Here is a 15,462-nt window from a genome sequence, read left to right as displayed (position 1 = left end):
TTGACAGCGTGCGCCTGATGCTCAAAACCCCCAGGCAATAGCAATAACAGCCCTCGGGGGGACACCCATGAGCCAGACCACCACGCTTGCCACCGCCGCGAGTGCGAAGAGCGAGATCGAGACCTCGACCATCCGCGCCATCTCGGCGCGCCTGATCCCGTTCCTGGTGCTGGCCTACTTCTTCTCCTATCTCGACCGCGTCAATCTCAGCTTCGCCGCGCTGACCATGAACGCGGACCTGAAGTTCTCGCCGCTGGTCTTTGCCTGGGGCGCCGGCATCTTCTTCATCGGCTATTTCATCTTCGAGGTGCCGAGCAATCTCGCGCTGGAGAGATTCGGCGCCAGCCGCTGGATCGCCCGTATCATGGTGACCTGGGGCGTGATCTCGGCGCTGATGGCGACGGTCAGCGGCGAGACGAGTTTTCTTGTGCTGCGCTTCCTGCTCGGCGTGGCGGAAGCCGGCTTCTTCCCCGGCATCATCCTTTATCTGACCTATTGGTATCCGGCCGAATACCGCGCCCGCTTCATGGCCGCGTTTGCGGTCGCCGTTCCCGTGTCCACGGTGATCGGCGCTCCGATCTCCGGGCTTCTGCTCGGGCTTGACGGCGTGATGGGGCTGAGGGGCTGGCAGTGGCTCTTCATCATCGAGGGCGTCCCCTCGGTCCTGCTCGGCATCGTCACCTGGTTCTATCTCACCGACAGGCCGGAGAAGGCGAACTGGCTGACCGCGGAGCAGAAGGCGTGGCTCAAGGCAAAGCTTGACGCCGAGGCCGCGGCCAAGCAGGCGGTCAGGCATTTCACGCTCGGCGAGGCGCTGTCCTCGCCCAAGGTGATCACGTTGAGCCTGATCTATTTTGGCTTCGTCGGCGCGCTTTATGGCATGCAGTTCTGGCTGCCGCAGATCGTGAAAGCCTTCGGCCTCACCAACGCGCAGACCGGCTTCGTCACCGCGATCCCCTATCTGTTCGGCACCATCGCAATGGTGCTGTGGGCGCGGCACTCCGACGCCAGGCGGGAGCGCGTCGCCCATGTCGGCGGGCCGCTGTTGCTCACGGCGCTCGCGCTCGGCGTCTCCAGCTACCTCACCGATCCCATCATCACCATGGTCGTCTTGACGATCGCGGCGATCGGGATCTTCTGCACCTTCGCGGTGTTCTGGACATTGCCGACCGCCTGGCTCTCCGGCACCGCGGCGGCCGGCGCCATCGCGCTGATCAATTCGATCGGCAATCTCGCCGGCTTCGGCGGCCCCTATCTGATCGGCTGGGTCAAGGACGCCACCGGCAACACCTCGACCGGCCTGCTTGTGCTGTCGCTATTGCCGCTCGCCGCCGGCCTCCTCACGTTCCTCGGCGGCCACGAGACCAAGACCGAATTCGCCAGCGCGAAGTAGCGCAGCTTCGCCATCGGACATGCCGTAGCCAGGATCGAGCGCAGCGCAATCCGGGGCTGGTCTATCCATACGGCCAGAACCCCGGATTGCGCTGCGCTCCATCCGGGCTACCCGCCATCGCGACCCCCTTTGCCCGCAGTCAATCGGCCATGCCCAAACTCACGATTTAGTGTTGATCACTGACGATTATTGACATTCGTCAGTGCTCAATCGATAGTCTTCATTAGACATCAGCCCGATGGAGAGACCGATGTTCGCCCGTTCTATTTTCGCAAATTATTACAAGCTTTTAGCTGGCGCGCTGCTGGCGGCGGCGGCGATTTCGCTGGCCGGCTGCGACGAGACGGTCGCCGAGAAAGCCGATCCCGGGCGTCCGGTCCTGGTCTCCATGGTGCATTATGAGGCCGAGACCCCCGAGCGCAGCTTTGTCGGCACGATCAAGCCGCGCATCGAGAGCGACATGGGCTTCCGGGTCGCTGGCAAGGTCGCAAAGCGCCTCGTCGAAGTCGGCCAGACCGTCGATATCGGCCAGCCGCTCGCCACCCTCGATGAAGTCGATCTGAAGCTGCAGGCCGAGCAGGCTGAAGCCGAACTGCGCGCCGCCACCGGCGTGCTGGCGCAGGCGGCGGCCGCCGAGAAGCGCGCCAAGGACCTGCGGGCCAAGGGCTGGACTACGGACGCGCAGTTGGACCAGAGCAGCGCCGCGGCGGATGAGGCCCGCGCCCGCCTCAACCGCGCCGAACGTTCGGTCGAACTGACTAAGAACTCTCTTTCCTATGCGACGCTCGTCGCCGACACCCGCGGTGTCGTCACCTCGACCCTGATTGAACCCGGCCAGGTCGTGGCCGCCGGCCAGACCTCAATCCGCGTTGCGCGGCTCGGCGAAAAGGAGGCGGTGGTCGCGATCCCCGAGACCTTGCTCGGCCGCGCCAAGACCGGCGTCGCCACCGTGACGCTGTGGTCGGAGGCCAATAAGAAGTACGCCGCAAAGCTCCGTGAGGTCGCGCCCTCGGCCGATCCGGCAACCCGCACCTATCTCGCCAAGTTCTCGCTGCCGGAAGCCGGCGACGACGTCTCGCTCGGCATGACGGCGACGCTGACGCTCGCCGATACCGATACCGAGCGCGTGGCGAAGCTGCCGCTGTCGGCGCTGTACAGCCAGGGCGGCGAGCCCTCGCTCTATGTCGTGGGCGACGCCGGCGAGATCACGCTGAAGCCGGTCAAGGTGAAGGCCTATGAGAGCAATTGCGTCGTGATCGCAGGCGGCGTGGAGGAGGGCGCGAAAGTGGTGGCGCTCGGGGTGCAGAAGCTCGACCCGGCCCAGAAGGTCCGCGTCGTGGCGTCGCTGTCGTTCTGATCCGTCGGCCGTAAACGGTTTTGGATATTGGAGGGTGACATGAAGCGCTTCAACCTGTCGGGCTGGGCGGTGAGCCATCCGACCCTGATCCTGTTCCTGATGATCGCGCTCGCCGCCGCCGGCTACTTCTCCTATCAGAAGCTTGGCCGCGCCGAGGATCCGTTCTTCACGGTGAAAGTGGTCAACGTCTCCGTGATGTGGCCGGGCGCCACTGCGAACGAGATGCAGACCCAGGTCGCCGATCCCATCGAGAAGAAGCTGCAGGAACTGCCGTATTTCGAGAAGGTGCAGACCTATTCCAAGCCGGCCTTTGTGGCGATGCAGGTGACGTTCCGCGATTCGACGCCGCCGAAGGACGTGCCCTATCTCTTCTATCTCCTGCGCAAGAAGCTGGTCGACGTGCAGGGCCAGTTGCCGCAGGGAATCCTCGGTCCCGTCGTCAATGACGAGTTCTCCGACGTCGATTCCATCCTCTATATGATGACCGGCGACGGCGCCGATTACGCGCAGTTGAAAAAGGCGGCCGAAGGCTTCCGCCAGCGGCTGCTGCGCGTGCCGGGGGTGACCAAGGTCGACTTCTACGGCACCCAGGACGAGCGCATCTATGTCGAGTTCTCCCACGCCAAGCTCGCTACGCTCGGCATCACCCCGCAGGCGCTGTTCGACTCGCTCGCCAAGCAGAACAATGTCACCCCGGCCGGCACGGTCGAGACGTCCTCGCAGCGCGTGCCGCTGCGCGTCACCGGCGCGCTCGACGGCGCCAAGGCGGTGGCTGAGACCCCGGTCGAGAGCAACGGCCGCGTGTTCCGGTTGGGCGATATCGCAACCGTCACCCACGGCTTCGTCGATCCGCCGACCTTCACCGTGCGCCAGGAAGGCAAGCCCGCGATCGGCATCGGCATCGTCACCGCCAAGGGCGCCAACATCCTCGAGCTCGGCAAGGACGTCGAGAAGGCGACCGCCGAATTCATGAAGGCGGTGCCGCAGGGCATCGAGGTCGAGCAGATCGCTGACCAGCCGAAGGTGGTCGAGCATGCGGTCAGCGAGTTCGTGCACTCCTTCGTCGAAGCGCTCGCGATCGTGCTGTTCGTCTCCTTCCTCGCGCTCGGCTGGCGCACCGGCATCGTGGTGGCGCTGTCGGTGCCCTTGGTGCTCGCGATCGTCTTCATCGTCATGAACGCGATGTCGCTCGACCTGCACCGCATCACCTTGGGCGCGCTGATCATCGCGCTCGGCCTCTTGGTCGACGATGCCATCATCGCGGTCGAAATGATGGTGGTGAAGATGGAGCAGGGCTGGGACCGCATGCGCGCCGCATCGTTCGCCTGGGAATCCACGGCGTTTCCGATGCTGACGGGCACGCTGGTCACCGCAGCCGGCTTCCTGCCGATCGGTTTTGCCAATTCGGCGGTTGGCGAATATGCCGGCGGCATCTTCTGGATCGTTGCGATCGCGCTGGTCGCGTCCTGGTTCGTCGCGGTGATCTTCACGCCCTATATCGGCGTGAAGCTGCTGCCCAACATCAAGGTGCATCATAACCACGATCCGCACGCGATCTACGAGACCCGGCTTTACCGCGGTTTGCGCGCGGTGGTGCAGTGGTGTGTCAATCACCGCATCACGGTGGTGGCGTCCACGGTCGGCGTGTTCGTCGCCTCGATCGTTGCCTTCGGCCACGTCCAGCAGCAGTTCTTCCCGCTCTCCGAGCGCCCCGAATTGTTCCTGCAGCTCCGCCTGCCGGAAGGCACCGCCTTCAACGTGACCGAGAAGGCCGTCAAGAAGGCCGAGGACCTGTTGAAGGGCGACAAGGATATTGCGACCTACACTGCCTATGTCGGCCAGGGCTCGCCGCGCTTCTGGCTCGGCCTCAACCCGCAACTGCCGAACGAGGCCTTTGCCGAGATCGTAATCCTGTCCAAGGACGTCGAGGCGCGCGAGCGCATCAAGGCCAAGATCGAGAATGCGGCGGCCAATGGCGCGCTGAACGAGGCGCGCGTGCGCGTCGACCGCTTCAATTTCGGCCCGCCCGTCGGCTTCCCCGTTCAGTTCCGCGTGATCGGTCCCGACGCCCAGAAGGTGCGCGATATCGCCTATCAGGTGCGCGACATCATGCGACAGAACCCGAACGTCAAGGACGTGCAGCTCGACTGGAACGAGCAGTCGCCCTACCTGAAGCTCGTCGTCGACCAGGACCGTGCCCGCGCGCTCGGGCTGACCCCGCAGGAGGTCTCGCAGGCGCTGTCGATGCTGATCTCGGGCGCGCCGGTCACGACCATCCGCGACGGCATCGAGAAGGTCGGCGTGGTCGCCCGTGCCGTGCCGTCCGAGCGGCTCGATCTGGGGCGCGTCGGCGATCTCACGATCACCTCACGCAATGGTGTCGCGGTGCCGCTGCAGCAGATTGCCAAAATCGAATATGCTCATGAGGAGCCAATCCTGTGGCGGCGTAACCGCGACATGGCGATCACCGTGCGCTCCGACGTCGTCGACGGCGTACAGGCACCCGATGTCACCAACCAGATCTCGCCCAAGCTCAAGGAGATCCAGAACCATCTCGAGCCGGCCTACCGGATCGAGCCGGGCGGCGCGTTCGAGGAATCGGCCAAGGGCAATGCCTCGATCTTCGTGCTCTTCCCGATGATGGTGCTGGTGATGCTGACGCTGCTGATGATCCAGCTCCAGAGCTTCTCGCGCCTGATCCTGGTGTTCCTGACGGCGCCGCTCGGCATCGTCGGCGCTTCGCTGGGCCTGAACGTCGCCAACCAGCCGTTCGGCTTCGTGGCGCTGCTCGGCCTGATCGCGCTCGCCGGCATGATCATGCGCAACACCGTGATCCTGGTCGATCAGATCGAGACCGATGTTGCCCACGGCCTGACACGCAAGGAGGCGATCGTGGAGGCCACGGTCCGCCGCGCCCGCCCGGTGGTGTTGACCGCACTGGCCGCGATCCTGGCGATGATCCCGCTGTCGCGGTCGGCGTTCTGGGGCCCGATGGCGATCACCATCATGGGCGGCCTGTTCGTCGCGACCTTCCTGACGCTCTTGTACCTGCCGGGCCTTTATGCCCTATGGTTCCGCAAGAGCCTGGAGGAGAGCGGCGCGGGCGAGGAAGCCGCTTCGGCGGCGCAGCATGACGGCAATGCACGCCCGGCAATTCCGCTTGCTGAAGCCGCTGAATAGTTGAACAGTGAACACATAATTGAGTCCTCACAGATGACGCTGGTTTCGGAACATATCGAGAGTGACACTCGGGAGCGGATTCTCGTGGTGGCCGAACGGCTGTTCCGTCAGATCGGCTATCAGAAGACCACCGTCGCCGACATCGCCAAGGAGCTCCGGATGAGCCCTGCCAACGTGTATCGCTTCTTCGATTCGAAGAAGGCGATTCACGAGGGCGTGGCGCGGACGCTGATGGGCGAGGTCGAAATCGAGGCGCAGCGGATCGCGCAGGCACAGGGGCCGGCGGCTACACGCCTGCGCGACCTGATGAAGACCGTCAACCGCATGAACACCGAGCGCTATGTTGGCGACTCCAAGCTGCACGAGATGGTCGAAATCGCGATGCAGGAGGACTGGGGCGTCTGCGTGGCCCATATGGAAATGATCGCCTCCACCATCGGCCTGGTGATCGGGCAGGGAGCGGCTTCCGGCGAGTTCGAGGCTCCGGACGTGCAGCTCGCCTCGCTGTGCGCCTGCACCGCGATGATACGCTTCTTCCACCCGCAGATGATCGCCCAATGCGCCACCAAGCCGGGCCCGACCATCGACCAGATGATCGATTTTGTGATCGCGGGTCTCTCGCCGCGTGGTAAGTAAGCTGGGCTACAGACAACAGAGAGAGCCCAGCGTGACCGCGAAAGACCTGCATTATTACGAGCCGAAGAACGGCCACGGCCTCAAGCACGATCCCTTCAACGCCATCATCGCCCCGCGCCCGATCGGCTGGATCTCCTCGCGCGACACCAAGGGCCACGTCAATCTCGCGCCCTACAGCTTCTTCAACGGCTTCTGCTACGTCCCGCCGATCATCGGCTTTTCCTCGACGTCCTGGAAGGACAGCGTTGCCAACATCCAGGAGACGAAGGAGTTCGTCTGGAATCTCGCCACCATGGATCTGGCGAAGCAGATGAACGAGACCGCCGCCCACGTCGCCCGTGATGTCAGCGAGTTCACGATCGCCGGCTTGACAGCGGCGCCCAGCAAGATCGTCAACGTGCCGCGGGTGGCGGAGAGTCCCGTGTCCTTCGAGTGCAAGCTGACCCAGATCGTCCAGCTTGAGGGCGCCAATGGCGAGAAGGCGCAGGCCTGGCTCACGCTCGGCGAAGTCGTCGCCGTCCACATCGACAAGGCCATGATCAAGGACGGCGTCTACCAGACCGCCGCCGCGCGCCCCATCGTCCGCGCCGGCCGCCGCGGCGACTATTTCGAGATCCGGCCTGAGGCCATGTTCGAGATGGTCCGCCCGGATTAGGTGGGACGCGTAGATGCGTAGTCCGGGTGAAGCGCAGCGCAACCCGGGATAATCGAATCCGTTTGCGAGATAACCCCGGATTGCGCTGCGCTCCATCCGGGCTACGAAGCTCATCCCGGGAACTGGCACCGCGCTTCGGTCGTTATATCGACCGCGTCAATTCGCGCCAATTTGCCAGCGAAGTGTTCACTTCTGTCGGCCACTTTCCGCTAAAATATGCTGGAACGCGCCGCCGATCATGAGGATACCGCCATGAGTTTCCGTCGCGACTTCGTCACCAAGCCGATCTTTGGGTTCGCCCGCGGCGTGATGCCGACCATGTCGGACACCGAGCGCGAGGCGCTGGAAGCCGGCGATGTCTGGTGGGATGCCGACCTCTTTAGTGGCAATCCCGATTGGTCGAAGCTGCTCGCCTATCCCCAAGCCGAACTCACGGACGAGGAAAAGGCCTTCTTGAGCGGCCCCGTCAACGAGCTCTGCAGGATGCTCGACGAATGGAAGATCTTCTGGGAGTGGCGCGACCTGCCGCGCGAGGTCTGGGACTTCATCAAGCGCGAAAAATTTTTCGGCATGATCATCCCGAAGGAATTCGGCGGCCTCGGCTTCTCGCCTTATGCGCATTCCGAGGTGGTGCGAAAACTCTCCTCGCGCTCGCTGACCGCCGCCGTCACCGTGATGGTGCCGAACTCGCTCGGCCCCGGCGAGCTGCTGATGCGCTTTGGCACCAAAGAGCAGCAGGAGAAATGGCTGCCGCGTCTGGCCTCGGGCCACGACATCCCGTGCTTCGGCCTCACCAGCCCGGAAGCAGGATCGGATGCGGCCTCGATGGTCGACACCGGCATCATCTGCAAAGGCAATTTCGAGGGCGTTGAGGTGATCGGCCTGCGCCTCAACTGGCACAAGCGCTACATCACGCTCGGACCGGTCGCCACGTTGCTCGGCCTCGCCTTCAAGGCTTACGATCCCGATCATCTCCTCAGTGACCAGGAAGAGCTCGGCATCACGGTCGCGCTGATCCCGACCCATCTGCCCGGCGTTACGATCGGCCACCGCCATCTGCCGGCGATGCAGGTGTTCCAGAACGGCCCGAACCGGGGCCACGACGTTTTCATCCCGCTCGACTACATCATCGGCGGCAAGGAGCGCCTTGGACAAGGCTGGAAGATGCTGATGACGGCGCTCGCCGCCGGCCGCGGCATCTCGCTGCCGTCATTGTCGGCGGCCGGCGCCGCCTATGCCGCGCGCACCACCGGCGCCTATGCCCGCATCCGCGAACAGTTCGGCATCTCAATCTCCAAGTTCGAAGGCGTCGAGGAGCCGCTCGCCCGCATCGTCGGTACCGCCTATCTGCTCGACGCCGCGCGGCGATTGACCTGCGCCGCGCTGAACGCGGGCCATCATCCCGCTGTCATCTCCGGCATCATGAAACTGCACGCCACCGAGCGGATGCGGATCGCGATCGACGACGCCATGGACATCCATGGCGGCAAGGCCGTGATCGACGGCCCGCAAAACTATCTCGGCAATCTGCATCGCGCGGTGCCGGTCGGCATCACCGTGGAAGGCGCCAATATCCTCACCCGCAATCTGATCGTGTTCGGCCAGGGCGCGATCCGCGCCCATCCTTATCTGCTCGAGGAGATGGCCGCGCTTGGCGAAGCCGACCGTGCCAAGGGCCTGGACGCCTTCGACAAGGCGCTATGGAAGCATATCGGCCATACCTTCAAGACCATGTTCCGCGCGATGGGGCGAAGCTGGACCTTCGGCCTGTTCGCACCGGCTCCCGATGCGGGCGACGCCACGAAATTCTACCGCCAGCTCTCGCGCTACTCTTCGGCCTTTGCGATTTGCGCCGACATGGCGCTGCTCACGCTCGGCGGCGCGCTCAAGCGCAAGGAGATGCTCTCGGCCCGTTTCGGCGACATCCTCTCCGAGCTCTATCTGCTCTCCGCCGCGCTCAAGCGCTGGCAGGATGAAGGCCGACAGAAGGAAGATTTCGCCGCGCTCGAATGGTGCATGGCGAGCGGCTTCAAGACCATCGAGAACCGTTTTGCGGAGATCCTCGCCAACCTGCCGAACCGCTTCATTGCAGGCTTCCTGAAGCTCTTGATCCAGCCGTTCGGGGCGCGCGTGCTCGGGCCTTCCGACCGCGTCGTGCATCAATGCGCCGCGCTGGTGCTGGAGCCGTCGGCCGCGCGCGATCGCATCACGCCCGATCTGGCCTTCGTCGAAGACGACGGCGGTGTGGCGCGGCTGGAGAAGGCCTTCCGCCTGTTCACCGCGACCGAGGATATCGCCAGGCACATGCGCGCCGCGCGCCTGCGCGATCCACACGAAGCGGTGAGGAAGGGCGTCATCACCCAATCCGATGCCGACAAGCTCATAGCCGCCCGCGCGGCGGTCGCCGCGGTGATCGAGGTCGACGATTTCGCGCCCGAGGCGCTGTCGCCGATTTACAGGAAGGGTGCCGACGTGCATCAGTTCTTCCAGGAATTGGGAGAGCAGAGGGCTGCGAGCTGATGGCGCGACCGGTCTTTATCGTCGACGGCAGCCGCACGCCGTTCCTGAAGGCGCGCTCCGGTCCAGGACCGTTCACGCCTGTTGACCTTGCCGTGCAATGCGGCCGGCCGCTATTGGCGCGGCAGCCGTTCGCGCCCGATGCCTTCGATCAGGTGATCCTCGGCTGCGTCAATGTCATTGCCGACGAGATGAACCCGGCGCGTGTCGCCGCGCTCCGGCTCGGCATGGGCGAGAAGATGGTCGCCTTCACCGTGCAGATCAATTGCGGCTCCGGCATGCAGTCGATCGACACCGGTTATCGCTATATCCGCGAAGGCACAGCCGATCTCATCCTCGCCGGCGGCGCCGAGGCGCTTAGCCACGCGCCTCTGGTCTGGTCGAACGCCGGCGTGCGCTGGTTCGCTGGCCTCGCCGGCGCCAAGGGCATGGGTGCGAAGATCGCCGCCTTCTTCAAGCTCCGCCCCGGCTATTTCAAGCCGATCATCGGCCTGGAGCGCGGGCTGACCGATCCCATCACCGAGCTCAACATGGGGCAAACAGCCGAGGTCGTCGGCCATCTCTTCGGCATCACCCGCGCACAATCGGATGCCTACGCCGCAGAGAGTCACCGCCGTCTGGCGAAAGCGCAAGCCGAAGGCTGGCTGAAGGGCGAAGTCGAGACCTCGTTCTCGCGCGACGGCAGGTTCTACGATCACGACGACGGCGTCCGCCCGGACTCGACGCCGGAGACCTTGGCAAAACTCAAGCCGGTGTTCGAGCGCCCATGGGGCCAGGTCACCGCGGGCAATTCCTCGCAGATCACCGACGGCGCTTCCTGGGTGATCCTCGCTTCCGAGGAGGCGGTGGCCAAGCACGGGCTGAAGCCTAAGGCCGTCATCCTCGACAGCCAGTGGGCCGCGCTCGATCCTAGCATCATGGGGCTCGGACCCGTGCTCTCGGTGACCGCGCTCTTGAAGCGCAATGACTTGAGCTTGCAGGACGTCGAGACCTGGGAGTTGAACGAGGCCTTTGCGACGCAGGTGCTCGGCTGCCTTGCGGCCTGGAACGATGAAAAATTCTGTCGCGAGATCCTCGGTCTCGACGGCGCGGCGGGCGAAATTGATCGTGCGAAGCTCAACGTCGATGGCGGCGCGATCAGCCTTGGCCATCCCGTCGGCACCAGCGGCAACCGCATCGTGCTGCATCTCGTCAACGCCATGAAGCGGCTCGGCACGCGGCGCGGCATCGCCACCGAATGCATCGGCGGCGGGCAGGGCGGCGCCATGCTGATAGAGACGGTGTGATCATGGATTCGCAGATCATGAACGTCCTTGCCGGCCGCGTGCTCGAACTCGGGCCCGCGCCGGAAGCCGGTCCCTACAAGCATTTCAAGCTGACGCGCGATGGCGACGGGATCGCCTGGCTCCTGTTCGACCATGAAGGCGCCAGCGCCAACACGCTGAACGCCGAAGTGCTCAAGGAATTCGATGCGGTGCTGGCCGCGCTCGAAAGCCAGCGGCCGACCGGCCTCGTCATCCGCTCGGCGAAGACAAGCGGCTTCATCGCCGGCGCCGATGTCAACGAATTCCGGGGCGCCAGCGATGCGCGTCTGGTCCAAGCCGAGATCGGCCGAGCGCATGCGGTGATCGACCGGCTCGAAGCGCTGCGCGTGCCGACGGTCGCCGTGATCCACGGCTTCTGCCTCGGCGGCGGCTTAGAAGTCGCGCTGGCCTGCCAGTCGCGGATTGCCATCGATGGCGCGCGGTTCGGCTTTCCCGAGGTGATGCTCGGCCTGCACCCCGGCTTAGGTGGCACTGCGCGCTTCACGCAGCTCGTCAACCCGATGCAGGCGATGAGCCTGATGCTGACGGGCAAGACCATCGATGCGCGCCGCGCCAAATCGCTCGGCCTGGTCGATGCGGTAACGCAGGAGCGTCATGTCAGGAACGCGGTGAAGGACGCCGTGTTCGGCCGCATGAAGCGCGCCAGGCCCGGGCCGGTCAACACGCTCTTGAATTTCGGCCCGGTGCGCGGCTTTCTCGCCTCCCGCATGCGCAGCGAGGCCGCCAAGGCCGCGCCGCAGGCGCATTATCCCGCGCCCTACGCGCTGATCGACCTATGGGAAAAATACGGCAGCGAAAAGCAGGCGATGCTTGCGGCCGAGAAGCGTTCCTTCGCCGAATTGATGGTGACGCCGATAGCGCAGAGCCTGATCCGCGTCTTCTTCCTGCGCGAGCAGATGAAGAAGCTCGCAGGAGGCGGCAACAGGATCGCGCATGTTCACGTCATCGGCGCCGGTGCCATGGGGGGCGATATCGCGGCATGGTGCGCAGGGCAGGATCTGCGCGTCACGCTGTCGGACATGAAGCCGGAGCCGATCGCAAGCGCGATCAAACGCGCCAATGATCTCTATGGGAAGATCATCCGCAAGCGCACGGAGGTGCGCGACGCGCATGATCGGCTGATCCCGGATATGGACGGCGAGGGCGTGCGTAATGCCGATCTCATCATCGAGGCGGTGCCGGAAAAGCTCGAGCTGAAGCAGAAGGTCTATGCCGGCATCGAGCCGAAGATGAAACCGGGCGCAATTCTTGCGACCAACACCTCCAGCATCCCGCTGCAGGATCTGCGCGCGACGCTGGAAAAGCCCGCGCGCTTGCTCGGTCTGCACTTTTTCAATCCGGTCTCGCGATTGCAGCTCGTCGAGGTCGTCAGCCATGACGGCACCGACGCCGAGCTGTTGAAGCAGGCGCTCGCTTTCGTCGGCGCCATCGACCGCCTGCCGCTGCCCGTGAAGAGCTCGCCGGGTTTCCTCGTCAACCGCGCGCTGACGCCCTACATGCTGGAAGCGATGCTGCTGCTGGACGAGAAGGTCGACAAATCAGTCATCGATGCGGCGGCAAAGAAGTTCGGCATGCCGATGGGCCCGATCGAGCTTGCAGACCAGGTCGGCCTCGACATCTGCCTCGATGTCGGCGACATGCTGCGCTCGAAATTCGGCGACCTCTTGCCGCCGACACCGGCGTGGCTGCGCGAGAAGGTCGCCAAGGGCGAGCTCGGCCGCAAGACCGGCAAGGGCTTTTACGTCTGGAAGGACGGCAAGCGGGAGCAAACAGCTCCGGCATTGGCCACCGAACCGACACAGGAAATGATCGATCGTCTCGTGCTGCCGATGTCGAACGTCTGCGTCGCCTGCCTGCGCGAGGGGATCGTCGAGAATGCCGACGTGGTCGACGGCGCCATGATCTTCGGCACCGGCTATGCGCCGTTCCGCGGCGGTCCGCTGAACTACGCCCGCACGCGCGGTGTCGAGAATGTGGTGTCTGCCTTGCAGGCACTCGAGCAAAAATTCGGCGGCCGTTTTGCGCCCGACGCCGGCTGGGAGAGTTTCAAGTGACTGACACCAAAGTTCCGCTGGCACAAAACGAGCCGCAAGGCGATCTCTGCATCCGCACGCTGGCGATGCCGGCGGATACCAACGCCAATGGCGACATCTTCGGCGGCTGGCTGCTGAGCCAGATGGATCTCGGTGGCGGCGTGTTCGCCTCGAAGGTCGCGCGATCGCGCACCGTGACGGTCGCGATCGAGGCGATGAATTTTCGTAAAGCCGTCTATGTCGGCGATCTCGTCTCGGTGCACGCCAACCTTGTGCGGATCGGTCGCACCTCGATCGCCGTCCATCTCGAAGCCTGGGTGCTGCGACGGAAAGAGCGGCAATCGATCCTGGTGACCGACGGCAATTTTACCTACGTCTCGATTGACGACCACGGCAATCCGCAGCCGATCCAGCGCGATGGCGCGACGCTTGCGACGTAGAGCATGGTCCGGAAAAGTGGCAGCCGGTTTTCCCTGCGACAAACGCGGAGCGTTTGCGCGGAGATCATGCTCAAACAAAGATAAGATCACGATCCGATCTCAAATCGGATTGTGATCTGGACGTCTCATCGCTTACACATGATTGTTATCAGCCGCTCGTATCCCACCTCTCGCGAAAGCAGGTGATTCGGTGCTCGGAGGGCCGAGCAAGTGCGGTCATTTCGTGGCGCCAAGCATCGGTTTTCGCATGACACGGCGGCGAGGCCTGAGGAACAATCAGGCTCTCTTCCCGTTATTGGCCCGCACTTCAATCGGGACTGGGAATGTCTGATACCTACATAATCGAAGTCGGCTCCAATCCGGCCGGAATCGTCGTACGCGATGAGCGTGGCTATCGCTTCTTCGCAGCCAGTCATCAGTTCAACCGGCTCGAAGGCCAGGTCTTCCGCAACGCCCGCGAAGCCGAACGCGCCGCCCGCCGCCTCGCCGACGGCGAGTTGAAGCTGGCATCATAGATTCCAGGACGGTCTCTCCGTCTTCCCTTGCGAAAGCAGGGACCCATAACCACAATCGTGTGTGTGTGGCATGAGCAAGTAGTTGCAGCGGAGCACACTACATAGGCCTGTGGTTATGGGTCCCGGCTCAAGGCCGGGACGACGCCTGGAGACAATGACGCCTTAATCGGCGACGTCTCCTGCGTTGACCTTGGCGCCAAACCGCCGCAGCATGCGGCTTTCGATGCCGCAAGGTGCCGCCGTGCCCGTATTGACCCATCGCCAGACCGAAATCCTCAACCTCGCGCGCGCCTTTGGCCGCGTGATGGTGGAGGACTTGGCAAAACGTTTCGAAGTCTCCGCGCAGACCATCCGCAAGGACCTCAACGATCTCTGCGACCGCCGTTCGCTGACGCGCATCCATGGCGGCGCGATCATCGCGTCCGGCGTGGAAAATCTTGCCTATGAGGCGCGGCGCTTCGTCGCCGCCGAGGAGAAGAAGGCGATCGGGACAGCGGCTGCGGCGCGCATTCCGAACGGCTGCTCGCTCTTCATCAACATCGGCACCACGACGGAGGAGGTCGCGAGCGCGCTGACCTCGCATGAGGGTCTGCTCGTCATCACCAACAACCTCAATGTCGCGATGCTGCTCTATCGCCATCCCCGCATCGAGGTAGTGGTGGCAGGCGGCACCGTGCGCCGTGCCGACGGCGCCGTGGTCGGCTCCACCGCGACGCAACTGATCGGCCAGTTCAAGGTCGACTACGCGATCATCGGCGCGTCGGCGATCGACGAGGAGGGTGCGCTTTTGGATTTCGACTATCGCGAAGTCCAGGTCGCCCAGGCCATCATCGCCAACGCCCGCAACGTGATGCTGGTGGCGGACTCAACAAAACTCCGCCGCAGCGCCCCGGTCCGCATCGCCCATATCAGCCAGATCCAGACTTTTATTACCGACACCGAATTGCCGGCGGGACTCGCCAACATCTGCCACAGCAGAGGCATCGAGGTGGTCGTGGCGATGGATAAGCCGGCCGCCGATATCGACGACACCGCGCCTGAGCCCGCACCGGTGACACTGCGAAGCGTCTAGCACCGCCGGTGGCCTCGCCCTTCGAGACGCCTGCTTCGCAGGCTCCTCAGGCTGAGGAGATAGATGCGAGCGCGCCGCTCTCTCCCCGGTCATTGCGAGCGCAGCGAAGCAATCCATCCCGCCACTTGCTGCGGCATGGATTGCTTCGTCGCTATCGCTCCTCGCAATGACGGCCCTGGCACAGCCGTCTGCCCCTCATCCTGAGGGGCGCGGAACGCGCGTCTCGAAGGATGAGGCCCCGCTGCAGAACCCGTTATCCTTCATCCCCAAGTCGTAGACCCGGTTCCCCATTTTCGGTTTGCTTTCGTTTTCCTTTGTGATCTAATCAAATCCGAAAGC

Annotated in this window: 11 protein-coding genes; all 11 read left to right on the top strand. The window is 64.0% G+C overall.

What is annotated here, in order from left to right; all coding sequences use genetic code 11:
• Nucleotides 1-67 precede the first annotated feature (67 nt).
• Nucleotides 68-1,393 carry an MFS transporter gene (locus ACZIRK_RS37650; protein ID WP_130224954.1) on the top strand — a complete coding sequence of 442 codons (1,326 nt, stop codon included), beginning with the start codon at nt 68-70 and terminating at the stop codon, nt 1,391-1,393.
• A 250-nt stretch (nt 1,394-1,643) separates the two neighbouring features.
• Complete coding sequence (locus ACZIRK_RS37645) at nt 1,644-2,750, top strand: efflux RND transporter periplasmic adaptor subunit (protein WP_474419232.1); 1,107 nt, start codon at nt 1,644-1,646, stop codon at nt 2,748-2,750.
• 39 nt (nt 2,751-2,789) lie between these two features.
• On the top strand, nt 2,790-5,930 hold the full coding sequence (locus ACZIRK_RS37640) for an efflux RND transporter permease subunit (RefSeq protein ID WP_130224952.1): 3,141 nt from the start codon (nt 2,790-2,792) through the stop codon (nt 5,928-5,930).
• 33 nt (nt 5,931-5,963) lie between these two features.
• Nucleotides 5,964-6,566 carry a TetR/AcrR family transcriptional regulator gene (locus ACZIRK_RS37635; protein ID WP_130224951.1) on the top strand — a complete coding sequence of 201 codons (603 nt, stop codon included), beginning with the start codon at nt 5,964-5,966 and terminating at the stop codon, nt 6,564-6,566.
• Nucleotides 6,567-6,597: 31 nt separating this feature from the next.
• Nucleotides 6,598-7,221 (top strand): flavin reductase family protein, encoded by a 624-nt coding sequence (locus ACZIRK_RS37630; protein WP_130224950.1) that lies wholly within the window; start codon nt 6,598-6,600, stop codon nt 7,219-7,221.
• Between the two features lie 252 nt (nt 7,222-7,473).
• Nucleotides 7,474-9,741: an acyl-CoA dehydrogenase gene (locus tag ACZIRK_RS37625; RefSeq protein ID WP_130224949.1), complete on the top strand. Its 2,268-nt coding sequence runs from the start codon at nt 7,474-7,476 to the stop codon at nt 9,739-9,741.
• Nucleotides 9,741-11,024 carry an acetyl-CoA C-acetyltransferase gene (locus ACZIRK_RS37620; protein WP_130224948.1) on the top strand — a complete coding sequence of 428 codons (1,284 nt, stop codon included), beginning with the start codon at nt 9,741-9,743 and terminating at the stop codon, nt 11,022-11,024. The genes ACZIRK_RS37625 and ACZIRK_RS37620 overlap by 1 nt, the downstream gene beginning before the upstream one ends.
• Nucleotides 11,025-11,026: 2 nt before the next feature.
• The gene (locus tag ACZIRK_RS37615) at nt 11,027-13,117 is read left to right on the top strand and encodes a 3-hydroxyacyl-CoA dehydrogenase NAD-binding domain-containing protein (protein WP_165435119.1); all 2,091 of its coding nucleotides are present in this window, start codon (nt 11,027-11,029) and stop codon (nt 13,115-13,117) included.
• A 65-nt stretch (nt 13,118-13,182) separates the two neighbouring features.
• Nucleotides 13,183-13,536, top strand: coding sequence for an acyl-CoA thioesterase (locus tag ACZIRK_RS37610; protein WP_207230986.1), 354 nt, complete (start codon nt 13,183-13,185; stop codon nt 13,534-13,536).
• A 323-nt stretch (nt 13,537-13,859) separates the two neighbouring features.
• The gene (locus tag ACZIRK_RS37605) at nt 13,860-14,051 is read left to right on the top strand and encodes a hypothetical protein (RefSeq protein ID WP_130224945.1); all 192 of its coding nucleotides are present in this window, start codon (nt 13,860-13,862) and stop codon (nt 14,049-14,051) included.
• Between the two features lie 241 nt (nt 14,052-14,292).
• Nucleotides 14,293-15,123, top strand: a complete 831-nt coding sequence (locus ACZIRK_RS37600; protein ID WP_130224998.1) for a DeoR/GlpR family DNA-binding transcription regulator — start codon at nt 14,293-14,295, stop codon at nt 15,121-15,123.
• Nucleotides 15,124-15,462 lie beyond the last annotated feature (339 nt).

Source organism: Bradyrhizobium sp. Leo114, from assembly GCF_055229415.2.
Note: the sequence above shows the minus strand (reverse complement) of the source record. Positions and strands in the feature narration are given on the sequence as shown.